Source organism: Sphaerisporangium rubeum, from assembly GCF_014207705.1.
Classification (GTDB): domain Bacteria; phylum Actinomycetota; class Actinomycetes; order Streptosporangiales; family Streptosporangiaceae; genus Sphaerisporangium; species Sphaerisporangium rubeum.
Genome location: NZ_JACHIU010000001.1, coordinates 981,381 through 994,769, shown reverse-complemented (window position 1 = coordinate 994,769; position 13,389 = coordinate 981,381). Strand labels below are relative to the sequence as shown.

General features: G+C 71.1%; 16 protein-coding genes. 4 read left to right on the top strand and 12 right to left on the bottom strand.

The window, feature by feature from the left end:
• Positions 1-60 precede the first annotated feature (60 nt).
• Positions 61-1,308, top strand: a complete 1,248-nt coding sequence (locus BJ992_RS04030) for a hypothetical protein (RefSeq protein ID WP_343072492.1) — start codon at positions 61-63, stop codon at positions 1,306-1,308.
• Here BJ992_RS04030 and BJ992_RS04025 read toward each other — a convergent pair.
• On the bottom strand, positions 1,305-1,505 hold the full coding sequence (locus BJ992_RS04025; RefSeq protein ID WP_184978597.1) for a DUF4229 domain-containing protein: 201 nt from the start codon (positions 1,503-1,505) through the stop codon (positions 1,305-1,307). The two genes, BJ992_RS04030 and BJ992_RS04025, sit on opposite strands and share 4 nt — an antisense overlap.
• Before the next feature lie 310 nt (positions 1,506-1,815).
• Here BJ992_RS04025 and BJ992_RS04020 point away from each other — a divergent pair, with 310 nt between their 5' ends.
• Positions 1,816-2,037, top strand: coding sequence for a BldC family transcriptional regulator (locus BJ992_RS04020; protein WP_184978596.1), 222 nt, complete (start codon positions 1,816-1,818; stop codon positions 2,035-2,037).
• A gap of 202 nt (positions 2,038-2,239) precedes the next feature.
• On the opposite strand, the gene BJ992_RS04015 is transcribed toward BJ992_RS04020, so the two are convergent.
• Entirely contained in the window at positions 2,240-2,488 is a 249-nt protein-coding gene (locus BJ992_RS04015; RefSeq protein WP_184978595.1) for a hypothetical protein, read from the bottom strand.
• A 10-nt stretch (positions 2,489-2,498) separates the two neighbouring features.
• A complete protein-coding gene (locus tag BJ992_RS04010; protein ID WP_343072491.1) occupies positions 2,499-3,542 on the bottom strand; it encodes a hypothetical protein in 1,044 nt (347 codons plus the stop codon).
• Between the two features lie 114 nt (positions 3,543-3,656).
• Between BJ992_RS04010 and BJ992_RS04005 the strand changes: the two genes are divergently transcribed.
• Positions 3,657-3,962 (top strand): PLDc N-terminal domain-containing protein, encoded by a 306-nt coding sequence (locus BJ992_RS04005; protein WP_246496516.1) that lies wholly within the window; start codon positions 3,657-3,659, stop codon positions 3,960-3,962.
• Positions 3,963-4,028: 66 nt separating this feature from the next.
• Here BJ992_RS04005 and ccsB read toward each other — a convergent pair whose 3' ends face one another.
• From ccsB to BJ992_RS03975, 6 genes are all read right to left on the bottom strand, one after another.
• On the bottom strand, positions 4,029-4,991 hold the full coding sequence (ccsB, locus tag BJ992_RS04000; protein WP_184978593.1) for a c-type cytochrome biogenesis protein CcsB: 963 nt from the start codon (positions 4,989-4,991) through the stop codon (positions 4,029-4,031).
• The gene (resB, locus tag BJ992_RS03995) at positions 4,981-6,540 is read right to left on the bottom strand and encodes a cytochrome c biogenesis protein ResB (RefSeq protein WP_184978592.1); all 1,560 of its coding nucleotides are present in this window, start codon (positions 6,538-6,540) and stop codon (positions 4,981-4,983) included. Before resB ends, ccsB begins: the two co-directional genes overlap by 11 nt.
• Entirely contained in the window at positions 6,540-7,274 is a 735-nt protein-coding gene (locus BJ992_RS03990) for a cytochrome c biogenesis CcdA family protein (protein ID WP_184978591.1), read from the bottom strand. Before BJ992_RS03990 ends, resB begins: the two co-directional genes overlap by 1 nt.
• Positions 7,264-7,839, bottom strand: a complete 576-nt coding sequence (locus BJ992_RS03985) for a TlpA family protein disulfide reductase (protein WP_343072490.1) — start codon at positions 7,837-7,839, stop codon at positions 7,264-7,266. The genes BJ992_RS03990 and BJ992_RS03985 overlap by 11 nt, the downstream gene beginning before the upstream one ends.
• 78 nt (positions 7,840-7,917) lie before the next feature.
• On the bottom strand, positions 7,918-8,547 hold the full coding sequence (locus BJ992_RS03980) for a histidine phosphatase family protein (RefSeq protein ID WP_184978590.1): 630 nt from the start codon (positions 8,545-8,547) through the stop codon (positions 7,918-7,920).
• Positions 8,548-8,559: 12 nt separating this feature from the next.
• Positions 8,560-9,492 carry a LysR family transcriptional regulator gene (locus BJ992_RS03975; RefSeq protein ID WP_184978589.1) on the bottom strand — a complete coding sequence of 311 codons (933 nt, stop codon included), beginning with the start codon at positions 9,490-9,492 and terminating at the stop codon, positions 8,560-8,562.
• Between the two features lie 139 nt (positions 9,493-9,631).
• Between BJ992_RS03975 and BJ992_RS03970 the strand changes: the two genes are divergently transcribed.
• A complete protein-coding gene (locus BJ992_RS03970) occupies positions 9,632-10,264 on the top strand; it encodes a DedA family protein (RefSeq protein WP_184978588.1) in 633 nt (210 codons plus the stop codon).
• On the opposite strand, the gene hemL is transcribed toward BJ992_RS03970, so the two are convergent.
• The 3 genes from hemL to hemB form a co-directional block, all read right to left on the bottom strand.
• Positions 10,261-11,559: a glutamate-1-semialdehyde 2,1-aminomutase gene (hemL, locus tag BJ992_RS03965; RefSeq protein WP_184978587.1), complete on the bottom strand. Its 1,299-nt coding sequence runs from the start codon at positions 11,557-11,559 to the stop codon at positions 10,261-10,263. The two genes, BJ992_RS03970 and hemL, sit on opposite strands and share 4 nt — an antisense overlap.
• A 54-nt stretch (positions 11,560-11,613) precedes the next feature.
• Entirely contained in the window at positions 11,614-12,267 is a 654-nt protein-coding gene (locus BJ992_RS03960) for a bifunctional DNA primase/polymerase (protein WP_184978586.1), read from the bottom strand.
• An 82-nt stretch (positions 12,268-12,349) separates the two neighbouring features.
• Positions 12,350-13,342 carry a porphobilinogen synthase gene (gene hemB, locus BJ992_RS03955; protein ID WP_184978585.1) on the bottom strand — a complete coding sequence of 331 codons (993 nt, stop codon included), beginning with the start codon at positions 13,340-13,342 and terminating at the stop codon, positions 12,350-12,352.
• Positions 13,343-13,389: the final 47 nt, after the last annotated feature.

Sequence of the window (13,389 nt, the reverse complement as noted above, 5' to 3'; positions counted from 1 at the left end):
TGACCACATCGTCACGCTCCGTCTGCTAGGACTTGGCAAATGTTTACCGGAAAATCACCCGTGCGGCGGGTCCTTCCCGTCGCCGCGCTGCTCGCCGGAGCGTTGTCGCCGGTTCTGGCCGTCCCCGCGGACGCCGGCCTGGTCCCCCACGACCGCGTCGTCTCCACCGATCCGGTCGCCACCACACCGCACGTGCTCGACGGCATCGTCAACGCCTTCGCCGTGTACGGCCGCACCGTCGTCGTCGGCGGGTCCTTCAGCCGGGTGCGGGAGGCCGGCTCGGCGGCGAAGCTCCGGCGGAGCAACATCTTCGCGTTCGACCTGCTCACCGGCCGGGTGGACCGCCACTTCTCGCCGCGGCTCGACGGCGCGGTGTCCGCGCTCGCGGCCGGCCCCGACGCCACGGTGTACGCCGGCGGGTCGTTCTACGGGCCGGGCCGGGCCATGGGCCTGACGCGGCTGCGGCTCGCCGACGGGGCCCCTGTGCCGGGGTTCGCCGCGCCGGTGCGCGGCGGCGACGTCTCCACGCTGGTCCTGGCCGGTCCCCACCTGTACGTCGGCGGCGACTTCGCCGCGGTCGGCCGCTCCACGCGTCCGGCGCTCGCGCGGCTGGACGCCGCGACCGGCGCGGTGGACCCCGCGTTCACCGTCACGCCGGGAGGCGGGCTCGGCACGCTCAAGGTCCACGCCATGGCGGCGTACGGCCGTGTGCTCGCGGTCATCGGCTCGTTCACCACGCTCGACGGGCTGCGCCGGCCCCAGGTGGGCCTGATCGACGTCGGCGCACCCAAGCCGGCGGTGACCCCGTGGCGCACCGACGCGTATGCGGCCCGCTGCAGAGACGACTTCCCTTATTACGTGCGAGGTCTGGACTTCTCACCTGACGGCCGGTACTTCGTCGTGGTCACGACAGGCGGTGCCGGCGGCGCGCGCAAGCTCTGTGATTCGGCCGCCCGATTCGAAACCACGGCGCGTGACGCGGCGCGGCCGACATGGGTCAACCACACCGGCGGTGACTCGCTCTACTCGGTGGCCGTCACCGGTGCCGCGGTGTACGTCGGGGGGCACCAGCGATGGCTCGACAACCCACGCGGAAAGGACACCGCGGGTCCCGGCGCGGTGGCACGGCCCGGCATCGGCGCGATCGATCCGGTGACCGGCCGTGCGCTGCCGTGGAACCCCACACGTGAGCGCGGCATTGGGGTGAAAGCGTTCCTCGTCGACAAAGGCGGCCTTCTCGTCGGAAGTGACACCACGCGCCTCGGACACGAGTACCATGCCCGCGTCGGCATGTTCCCGCTCTTCTAGCCCTTGTGGCGCTCACTGATCTGCCGGCTCACCGCATCCCGCTGCTTGGACAGCAGCACGTAACTGGCTATGCCGCTGATCGCAAAGCTGATCACCAGCAGCCAGAGAGGGTTGTGGAGGCCGATCAGATAGAGCACACCGAGGGTGACCGCGAACAGTCCGAGGCGTGACGCGGTGTAAACGAGAATCGGTCGCACACGGTCGAGGTTACGCCACCCCGTGCTGGAGCGGTCTACCCCCGCCACCCCACGGAGAGCGATTTCGCAGGTGGAGCTTTACAGTGCTCGCTTCGCATCGGGAGCGAGCACTGCTAGTGTTCCCAACACGGCGCTTATGTAAAGAAACACCCACGAGCGCCCCAAAGAGGCTCTATCATATAACAAACGGGCAGTCAGCTGATAACAACCCGTGATCTTTCAAGCTAAATCGCGGATATATCAGATTTCGCTCGGCAAACTGGATACCTGTCCGCCCGCTTGGAGATGCGGGACGCGAGGGGGAGAGATTGTGGAGAGTAGCAGCGAGCGTCTGCTGACCCCTGGAGAGGTGGCCGCCCTCTTCCGGGTCGATCCAAAAACGGTGACGCGCTGGGCGGCGGCCGGTCGCATCAGCAGTATCCGTACCCCCGGAGGGCACCGGCGTTTCCGAGAGTCGGAGGTGCACGCCCTCCTGCGTGGCGAGGAAGTCCTCACGGCCGAACGGCCGAACGGCGACTCGCCGCGTGTCTGAACCGCCGGTCCCGGGGCCGCCGAGCACGATGCCCGGTGATCTCGATCCGGCCGTGTACCACCCGGTGATCCTGCGTGCCCCCCGGAAGCCGCAGGGTCACTGTTCTTTTTACGGATGTCCTTAACTGCTTTAAATGTGTATCAACTAATCCGGGGGCACGATTGCCCGCACCATCGGGCCCCCCTGATGCACTCCCCGCTCCTCAGCGGTCCGAGCCGGCCTGTGACTCCTTGAACGCGAGGAATTCACGCTCCAGTTCGTCGTTCCCCTCCCGCCACTGACGCCGGCGCTCGGCGTCCTGCTCCTCGGTGATCGACTCGGGGAGCCAGCGGTCGTAGTCGGGGTCGTTCGGCGCGACCTCCAGGTAGGCGTTGCCGATCAGGCGGCCGTCGCCGCTGGTCAGGGAACGCGGGATCCGCAACCTCCCGTCCGCGAGCCGGATGACGTACATGGCGGATCACCTAGATTCCGTAGCGCCTGTTGAAGAACAGCATGACGTTGAGCGCGGCGCGCGTGTCGCCGTTCAGCATGTCCACCAGCGCGGGACGCTGCCGTGAGGCGATGGCGGCGAAGGCGTCGGCGAAGAACTCCTTGCGGCCGAGACCACCGGGCTGCTTGTGGAACGTCGAGGCCAGCAACGGAGCGCACTCGTCGTACAGGGCCGCGAAATCCGGTGAGTCCGAAACCCACTCACCCGGCGGTGCGTCGATGTCGTCGAGCGCGTGACCGGTCTCGTGCATCATCACGTCCGGGGTCGGCGACGGCCGGTCCCCGACGACGATCTTGCGGTCGCCGTACGCGCCGGCGCAGATGTCCCACGTGGCCTTCCCCGAAGGCAGCGGCGCGCCTCGCAGGTAGCCCATGTCGTCCAGATCAGGCACGCCGCCGGGCCCGATGTAGATGCCGTCGAGCCCGACCGCCAGAAGCGACTTCAGCTTCTCGGGGAGGCGCGCGAGGCTGTCGACGGCACGCACGACGTCAGCGGACGGCGGGCCGTACGACGCGTCCCATTGACGGTGGAGTATGCGTTCCAAAGGGCCACAATGTAGTAACCCGTCGCCGCGGTCGGGAGTGTCGGGGGAATCGGGCTGCGCGAGCGGCCGGTCGTCGTCCAGTTCGAAGTCGCGCCAGATGTACTGGGGCCGGTCGACCACCGGCGCCGTGACCGCGCCGGGGACGTCCGCACGCGGCCGGTCACCCTGCCAGAACGACTCGGGCTGCCGGCCGTCCCTGCGGCCTGACCTGCGGTTGTCCCGGCGCTCCTGACGGTCTTTCCGACCGTCGGCCACGCTCTCACCGTGCCGCGGCTCGGGTGTCTCCTGACCCTCGCGAGGGGTCTCCTTGCGGTACGGAAGGCCCGCGGGGCCGCGCTGCCGCCAGCGTGATCCTCTGCGGTGGCGACCCTTGTCGCCGGAGTAGGCCGTCAAGGCGCCGGACGGCGTGCCGGGACGAGCGTGAGCATCGGCGGGGCACCTTTCCCTGCTGGTCTGGCGGTCATCGTCCACCGTACGACGCGGCACGGCGTGAAGCCATCGGTAATGTCCTACGGCGATGAATCCGGCCGTCGCGGATGTCGCCCCGAAATCACGATCTACCGCGGAATGGCTTACGCTGCGGACATGCCTAGCGTGCTTCTCGGCCTGGCGCTGTTGGCCTTCTGGCTCTACTGCCTGTTCGACGTCATCACGACCCCGGAGCAAGATGCAAGAAACCTGCCCAAGATGCTGTGGGTCCTCATCACCGTGCTGCTCCCCGGCATCGGCGGCCTGCTGTGGCTGCTGGTCGGCCGGCCGATCAGCGAGCAGACGGCACGGCGCAGGACCGCCGGCCCGAACCGGCCACGGCCGTCGTTCCCCCGAGGCCCGGACGACGACCCCGACTTCCTGCGCGACCTGGACCGCCGCCTGCGCCGCGAGGAAGACTGAGCCCCTCGCTCCCCCGCTTTAAGCCCTGTCCCGCCGTCTGAGGCCGCTTCTGAGCCCTGTTCCCGCTCAGGGCACCTGCGCGTACGAGTGCAGTCCCGACAGGAAGATGTTCACCCCGACCAGGTTGAACATCAGACATCCGAAGGCCACGAGCTGGACGATCGTCGCGGCCCTCCCCCGCCAGCCCGCCGTGGCGCGTGCGTGGAGATAGGCCGCGTACGCGATCCACGTGATGAACGACCACACCTCCTTGGGGTCCCAGCCCCAGTAGCGTCCCCACGCCTTGTCGGCCCACAGTGCACCCGCGATCACCGCGAACGTCCACACCGGGAAGGCGAAGACGATGGCCTTGTGCGCCACCGCCTCCAGCTCCGCGCGGGACGGCAGGCGCGAAGGGCCGTCCTTGCGTGCGAGGTACAGCACGCCGGAGAGCCCGGCGACGATGAACAGCCCGCTCGCGAGGATGGCGGCCGTGACGTGGATGGCGATCCAGTAGGAGTTCAGGGCCGGCACCACCGGCCCTGCCTGCACGTGGAGGTAGCGGACGGCGAACCCGAGCCCGAGCGCGGCCGCGAGCGTCACGAAGGCGCCGAGGAAGCGCACGGGCCTGCGGGTCTGCATGACGAGGAACGCGGTCACGGCGGCCAGGCAGATGGCCACCACGAACTCGTACATGTTGCCCCACGGCCAGCGGGCCACGGCCACGCCGCGGCCGACCACGGCGCCGAGGTTGGCGGCCCAGCCGAGCCAGGCGAGGGCCACCGCCACCGTGCCGGCCCTCGCGGCCCACGCCGGCGGCTCCGGACCCTCATCGGCGTCGTCGGTGCCGGCCGCCGGCCCGTCGCCGGCGTCCGCCTGTTCCGCTGTGCCGCCGACGGTGACCGGCACACGGGTCTCGGCGGGGACGGCGGCGCGCACCCGGCCGAAACCGAGGTCGAGCGCGTACGCGATCATCGCGAACACGTACAGCAGTACGGTCACCAGGATCAGCTGGTCGCTGAGCGTGGCGAGCCCCGGGTCAGTGGACATCCTTCACTCCTTGACGCGTGGCCGCCTCGCGGCCGTGCAGCCCGGAAAGGGCCGTGACGAGCTGGGAGAACTCCTCGGCGAACGCCGCGCCGCCACCCTCGGTGCGGGTCAGGCCGCCGGCCTCGGCCGGGCCTTCGCCGTCCTGCGGCACGCGCACCCAGACGCGGCGGCGGCGCACGGTGAGCGTCAGCACGAGGCCGAGCACGGCGAGCGACGCGGCGATCAGCGCGGGCACGCGGCCCGGGTCGTACGCGATCTGCAGGCTGATCCACTCGCGCACCCCGCCGAGCCGGATCGTGCCGGCGCCGCCGGGGAGGGTGAGCGACTCGCCGACGGCGAGAGGCTTGGTCTTGTCCCCCATCACCAGCGGCTTGAGCTTGGCGGTGTCGAGCCGGTACACCGACTGCGGCGCGCCGTCGCGCAGGCCGAGGTCGCCGGAGAACGCGAACACCTGGATCGCGGGGTTGGCCGCGCCGGGGAACACCGACACCCAGGACCCGTCGGCGGCCGGCACCGCGGTCGGCAGGAACCGCACGAGGAACCCGAGCTGCTCGGGCTCGGCGTCCGGCGCCTTGATCACGCACTCGGACAGGTAAGTGACCTGGTCCACCGGCAGGCACGGCACCGGCCCGTCGAACGCGACCTGTCCCTCGCCGTCGGTGACCTGGAACACGGGTGCGTACCCGTGGCCGAGCAGATAGGTCTGGGTGCCGTTCACTTCGAGCGGCTCGTTGACCTTGAGGTCGTACGGCCGCTCGGCCGCGCCGGGACGGTCGCTGACGCTCAGGCGCGCCGAGAAGTCCAGCGGCTGGCCGCGGCGCTCACCGGTGGCGACGTAGGTGGCCTGGAAGTCCTTCAGGGTGAAGGAGAACGGCTCAAGGGACTCGGCCGACACCCGCTGGCCGGGGATGTAGCGGTCGTACGCCGCGACGGTGTTGGCGAAGCCGTTGCCCTCGACGACCAGCACGTTGCCGCGGTAGCCGAACAGACCGCCGAGGCCGACGGCGAGCAGCAGGGCCAGCAGCGCGGCGTGGAACAGCAGGTTGCCGGTCTCGCGCAGGTAGCCCTTCTCCGCGGCCACCCAGCCGGGCCCGGTGACCGTGCGCCACCGCTTCCCGCGCAGCGCCGCGGCGTACTGCTCCACGGTCACCCCGGGGGTCTCCAGGGTCGCGTGACGCGGCAGCCGCGACAGGTTGCGCGGCGCGGCGGGAGGCGGCCGGCGTAGTTCCCGGTAGTGCGTGGCGGCGCGGGGCACCACGCAGCCGGCCAGGGAGAGGAACAGCAGCAGGTACGTCGCGGCGAACCACGGCGCGGTGTAGACGTCGAACAGCGACAGGCGGTCCAGCCAGCGCGCCGTACCGGGGCTGTCCTGGAAGTACCTGGCGACCTGGTCGGGGCTGATGGAGCGCTGCGGGAAGATCGAACCCGGCACCGACGCCAAGGCGAACAGGAACAGCAGGATCAGCGCGGTGCGCATCGAGGTGAGCAGACGCCAGCCCCAGCGCAGCCAGCCGACCACCCCGAGGCCCTTCGCTGTCGTGGTCGTCATCAGATCACCGGCTCGAATCCGCCGACCCAGCCCTGGATGGCGGCGATGAACTGCCCCCACAGGCCGGTCACCAGCAGCACGCCGACCAGCACCAGCATGCCGCCGCCGAGCCGGGTGATCAGCCGGCTGCGCGTGCGCACCACGGCGAAGGCGGTGAGCGCCTTGCGGTACAGCAGCGCCGCGAGCACGAACGGCAGGCCGAGGCCGAGCGCGTACGCCAGGGCCAGCAACGCGCCGCGCGCGGCGCTCGCCTGGTCCAGGGACAGGGTCAGCACAGTGGACAGGGTGGGGCCGATGCACGGGGTCCAGCCGAGGCCGAACACCACGCCGAGCAGCGGAGCCCCCGCGAGGCCGGCGGCGGGGAAACGGTGGACGCGGACGTCGCGCTGCAGCCCCGGCAGGAACCCGATGAACGCGAGGCCGAGCACGATGGTCAGCGCGCCGAGCACCCGGGTGATCACCTCGGCGTTGCCGAGAAGCAGGGACCCGACGCCGCCGAACAACGCGCCGCCGAGCACGAAGACGAGCGAGAAGCCGAGCACGAACAGCGCGCTGCCGGCGACCATGCGGCCTCTGCGCGGGTCGCCGCTCATGCCGGTGACGTACGACAGGTAGCCGGGGACCAGCGGCAGCACGCACGGCGACAGGAACGACACCAGGCCCGCGGCGACCGCCACCGGCACGGCCAGCAGCAGGGAGCCGGCCGCCACGGTGCCGGCGAGGTCAGCGCTCATCACTGACCTTGGTGACGGCGTCCATCAGGTCGGAGTACCTGACCTCGCCGAGCGCGCGCGCCGCCACCCTCCCCTGCCGGTCGATCACCAGGGTGGAGGGGATCGCGGCGGGGTTCACCATGCCGTGGAACGCCAGCGCGACCTTGCCGGGCTGGTCGAACAGGCTCGGGTATCCCGGCTTCTGTGTGCGCTGGAAGGCGAGGGCCTGCGCGCGGTCGTCCTTGAAGTCGACGCCGAGGAAGGTGACGCCTTTGTCCTTGGTCTTGGCTGCGACGTCCTTGAGCACCGGTGCCTCGCTGCGGCACGGGCCGCACCAGGAGGCCCAGAAGTTCAGCACGACCACCTGGCCCTTGTGGTCGGCGAGCCGGGCCCGCCGTCCCTCCAGGGTCTCGCCTTCGATGGCGGGGGCCGCGGTGCGCGCGCCGGCGTCGAAGATCTTCACAGCGCCGTCACCGGCGACGAACCGGGTGTCGCCGGACTGCGGCTGCGCCGACGGGTTACCCGCGCAGCCCGCGAGGACCACCATGACAAGCACGGCGATCAGGGCTCGTGACGTCGCGAACACGGCGGCGGGACTCCTTGCACTACAACCGGTAGAGCGCCTCAACCCTACCCATGGCGCGCGGTGCCCCGGAAATCGGGGCTAGCGGCCCTTGCCGCCGGGGGGCCTGAGCAAGGCGCCGGCGGGCTCGCTGTAGCCGACGCTGGTGAGGCGGTCGCCGTCGAAGGTGAAGCTCGTGACGCTGGCCAGTGCGCACTGGCGGCGGCGCGGGTCGTGCCAGAGGCGGCGGCGCTCGGCGGCCTGGCGGATGGTCCAGATGGGGAGCTGGTGGCTGACCAGCACGGCCTCGTGGCCGCGTGCCTCGGCGCGCACGTCGTCGATCGCGGCGCGCATGCGGCGCACGATCTCGACGTACGGCTCGCCCCAGGACGGCCTGCGCGGGTTCCACATGTGGCGGTAGTGCTTGGCCACGCGGAACATCGTGGTCATGGCGAGGCCTTCGAAGATGTTCTCGGCCTCCGTGAGGCGCTCGTCGGTGCGCACGGTCAGCCCGAGCGCGTCGGCGAGGGGGGCCGCCGTCTCCTGGGCCCGCTCCAGCGGTGAGCAGGACAGGTGGGTGATGTCACGGCCGGACAGTGCTTTGGCCACCACGTCGGCCATGGAGCGGCCGGTCTCCGAGAGGTGGTACCCGGGAAGACGGCCGTACAGCAGGCCTTCGGGGTTGTGCACCTCCGCGTGCCGGAGCAGGTGAACAACGGTGCTGACAGTCATATCGGACACAGCCTACTGGTCGGCGTGCGCCATGGCGCGACTCGACACCGGTTGCGGGCTCACCTCACGCAGCACCTCGACCGCGGCACGGATGGCGGGCCGCCGCGCCGCGTCGGTGCGCCACAGCGTGTAGAGGCGGCGGGTGGGCCGGGACCGGATCGGCAGGGCCCGCACGTCGTGCGGCAACGCCCCCCGGCCGAGGCGCGGCACGATCGTGCAGCCGAGACCGGCCGCGACCAGCGCGATCTGCGTCGGGTACTCGTCGGCCACGCAGGAGACGTCGGGCTCAACGGAGGCCGTGCGCAGCGTGAACATCAGCCAGTCGTGGCAGACGGTGCCGGGTGAGGAGCTGATCCACCGCTCGCCGTCCAGCTCGGCCAGATCGATGTCGCGCCGGCCGGCCAGCGGGTGGCCGGCCGGCAGCACCACGTCCACCACGTCGTCGAAGAGCGTGGCCCGCGACAGGCCGTCGGGGATCGCCATGGGCCGGTTGAGCCAGTCCTGCACGATCGCCAGGTCGAGCTCTCCGCGCGCCACCTCGCGGATCTGCCGGTCCGGCTCGCGTTCGTACAGCACCACGTCGAGGTCGGGGTGCCGCGCCTTGAGTTCCTTCATCGCGCGCGGCATGAGCCCGCGTGCCGCCGTTGGGAACGCCGCCACCGACAGGCGGCCCACCACGGCGCCTCTGAGCGCCTCGAAGTCGGCCTCGGCCGTCTCGACCAGCGCGAGGATGCGCTCGGCGTGCTGCGCGAGCACGCCTGCCGCGTCGGTGAGCCGCACGCCTCGTCCGCTGCGCTCCAGCAGCGTGGCCCCGGTCTCGCGCTCCAGTTTGGCGAGTTGCTGCGAGATGGCGGACGGCGTCACCATGAGCGCCTCCGCCGCCGCGCCGACCGAGCCGTAGGTGGCCACGGCGTGGAGTGCTTTGAGCCTGTGGAGATCGAGCATATAGCGATGCTAAACGCTGGAGCGATCAGGTGACAGTGATTCTGAAGCCGGTCTCTTCCCGCAGGTGGGGCCACCCCTACCGGATAAACGGGCACAAGCCTCATTCCTGGCATACAACATCATTCATAGTCTCTAGGGCATGACCGACTGGCTCGTTGGACTTATGGAAACCCTCGGAGCACCTGGGGCCGGCCTGGCCATCGCACTGGAGAACCTCTTCCCTCCCCTGCCGAGCGAAGTGATCCTGCCGCTGGCCGGCTTCACCGCCTCCCAAGGGGACATGGACCTGCTCGACGCCGTGGTGTGGACCACCGCCGGTTCCGTCGCGGGTGCACTGGCTCTCTACTGGATCGGCGCGATGCTCGGCCGCGACCGCACGCTGGCCCTCGCCGCGCGCATCCCCCTGTTGCAGGTCTCCGACATCGAACGATCCGAGGCGTGGTTCCTCAAGCACGGCCGCAAGACGGTGTTCTTCGGCCGCATGATCCCGATCTTCCGCAGCCTCATCTCCGTCCCCGCCGGCGTCGAACGCATGCATCTCGGGGTCTTCACGCTGCTGACCGGCATCGGGAGCCTGATCTGGAACACCGCCTTCATCCTCGCCGGATACGCGCTCGGCGAGAAGTGGTCCGTCGTCGAGACCTACGTCGGCACCGGCACCAACGTGGTGATCGGCCTGGTGGCGCTCGCCGTGCTGATCTTCGCCGGCCGCAGGCTCCGGCAGCGGCGCAAGGACCGGGCCGAGAGCGAGGAGGCCCTCGACCGAACCTAGGACAGCGCCGCGGCGGCGGCCTTGGCCGCCGCCGGCAGGGCCTCGGCGACCTGCGAGAGGGCCTCGTCGGTGTGCGCGGCGGACAGGAACCACGCCTCGTACGACGACGGGGGAAGGTAGACCCCCTGGTCGAGCATGCTGTGGAAGAAGGCGCGGTAGGCGGCGGTGCTCTGCGTCTGGGCCGTGGCGAAGTCGGTCACCGGGGTGGCGGTGAAGAACACCGAGAACAGGTTCCCTGCCGTCTGGAGGCGGTGGGGGACGCCGGCGGCGGTCAGGGCCTCGCTCGCGGCCCGGCCGACCAGCGACGCCGCGTCGTCCACACGGCGGTAGACGTCCGGGGTGCAGGCCCGCAGGGTCGCGAGGCCGGCGGCCACCGCCAGCGGGTTGCCGCTCAGCGTGCCGGCCTGGTAGACGGGGCCCTCCGGGGCCAGGCGCGACATGACCTCCGCACGTCCGCCGAAGGCCGCGGCGGGAAGGCCGCCACCCATGACCTTGCCGAACGTCATCAGGTCGGCCTCCACCGGATCGAGGCCGTACCAGCCGGACGGCGAGACACGGAAACCGGTCAGCACCTCGTCCACGATCAGCAGCGCGCCGTGGGTGGTGCACAGCTCGCGCAGCAGAGCGTTGAAGCCCGGCAGCGGCGGCACGACACCCATGTTGGCGGGACAGGCCTCGGTGATGACGCAGGCGATCTGGTCGCCGAACGCCGCGAAGGCCTCGGTGACCGCCTCGGGAGAGTTGTACGGCAGCACGATGGTGTCGGCGGCGGACGCGCCGGTCACCCCCGGCGTGTCCGGCAGGCCGAAGGTCACCACACCGGAACCCGCCGCGGCCAGCAGCGCGTCCACATGACCGTGGTAGCACCCGGCGAACTTCACGACGCGGGACCGGCCGGTGACGCCGCGCGCCAGCCGCACCGCGGACATGGTGGCCTCGGTGCCGGAGCTGACCAGCCGGACCCGCTCCACCGGGCCGACCCTGGACACGATCTCGGCGGCCAGCTCGACCTCACCGGGGGTGGCGGTGCCGAACGACGTGCCGCGTGACAACGCCGCGGTGAGCGCCTCGACGACGGCGGGGTGCCGGTGGCCGAGAATCATCGGGCCCCAGGAGCACACCAGGTCGACGTACCGGTTACCGTCCACGTCGGTGAGGTAGGGGCCGTCCCCGGACTCCATGAACCTCGGGGTCCCCCCGACGGCGCCGAACGCGCGGACCGGCGAGTTGACACCCCCCGGCACCAGGCCGCGCGCACGCTCGAACAGGCTCTCTGAGATCTCGGTACGGCTCACCCGTCCAGGGTAGTGCCGGCCCCGGCCGCCCCGGCGGCGAAGGGGGTGCCGCGCTCAGTCGATGGCGTCGGCCAGGTGGTCGAGCACATGAAGCGGGTCGGGGAGCGGATGCGGGGTGGGGGAACGCAGCCAGCGCGCCTGGGTGCCGTCCGGGAGGGTGGACGGCGGGCCGAGGACGTAGCTGTCGCGGCAGTGCCAGCGCAGGCCAGGAGTGTCCTCGATGGTCTCAGGCGCGTAGTCGAGGTGGCAGGACCACCACTCGTCCTCGTCCTCCGGAGCGCCTCGGGTGGCCACGAAGAAAAGAACCCGGTCGCCGTTGACGGCGACCGGGCCGGTCTCGAAGCCAGAGGCGTCCATCGCGGAGAGCGCGGTATGGCCGCCGGCGGCGGGGACGTCGAACACGTCGAACACCCGGCCGGTCGGCAAGATGATGTTGGCCTCAGGCGTCTGGTCCCACCAGCGCTCCAGCTGAGCGGTGTCGGTGGTCGCCATCATGCGCCACGCCGGGGACACCGGGTGCGCGCCGGGGTCGGGACAGCCCACACGGTCACAGGAACACGCGCGCCGGCCCTCGCGCAGCGGATGCGCGCCGGGGACCGCGGCCCAGCCCAGTGCGGCGTAGTCCAGCACCGAGGTGATCGTACGTGCCTTTCCATGCGCGCGGCCACGCCGTTTCGCCCTGCGTGCCGCCAGCGGTACCCCGACCATGACGTTTCCTCCCCACCCGGCCTTTCCCCGATGATGCCTGATGGCGCGTGCCCAAAGTGCGGCGACCCCCGGAAATGACCCGTCAGGATAGTCTTCTGGCCACTTCTGTGGCCCAGTAGGTCAGTATCAGGTCGGCCCCCGCGCGCCGGATCGCCGTCAGCGACTCCATGATCGCGCGTTCCCTGTCGATCCAGCCGTTGGCCGCCGCGGCCTCCACCATGGCGTACTCGCCGCTCACCTGGTAGGCCGCCACCGGCACGTCCACCGCGTCGCGCACCTGACGCAGGATGTCCAGATAGGCCAGCGCGGGCTTGACCATGACGGCGTCCGCGCCTTCGGCGAGGTCGAGCGCCACCTCGCGCAGCGCCTCACCCACCGGGCCCGCCGGGTCCTGCTGGTAGGAGCTGCGGTCGCCGAACTGCGGCGCGCACTCTGCGGCGTCCCGGAACGGGCCGTAGAACGCCGAGGCGTACTTGGCGGAGTACGCCAGGATCGGGATGTGGGGGAACCCGGCGCCGTCGAGCCCGGCGCGGATGGCGCGGACCTGGCCGTCCATCATGCCGCTCGGCGCGATCACATGGGCCCCGGCCCGCGCCTGCGCGACCGCGGCGGCGGCGTAGCGTTCCAGCGTGGCGTCGTTGTCGACCTCGCCGCCGGGGGTGAGGATGCCGCAGTGGCCGTGGTCGGTGAACTCGTCCAGGCAGGTGTCGGCCATCACGACCAGCGCGTCCCCGAGGTCGGACCGCAGGTCGGCCAGCGCGCGCTGCACGATGCCGTCGGGGTCGTCGGCCGCCGAGCCCCGCGCGTCCTTGACCGCGGGGATGCCGAACAGGATCACCCCGCCGACGCCGGCCTGCGCCGCCTCGTGCGCGGCCTTGCGTAGCGAGTCGCGCGTGTGCTGCACGACCCCCGGCATGGACCCGACCGGCTGCGGCTCGGTGACGTCCTCCTTGACGAACATCGGCAGCACCAGCTCCGCCGGGTGCAGCCGCGTGCCGGCCACCATGCGGCGCAGCGACGCCGTACGGCGCAGCCTGCGGGGCCGCGCCACGGGGAACTCCGCGTTCGGCATCATGTCTTCGCTGTCTCCCTTCGCCACCGCCGGCGGCCCGGACGGCGGAC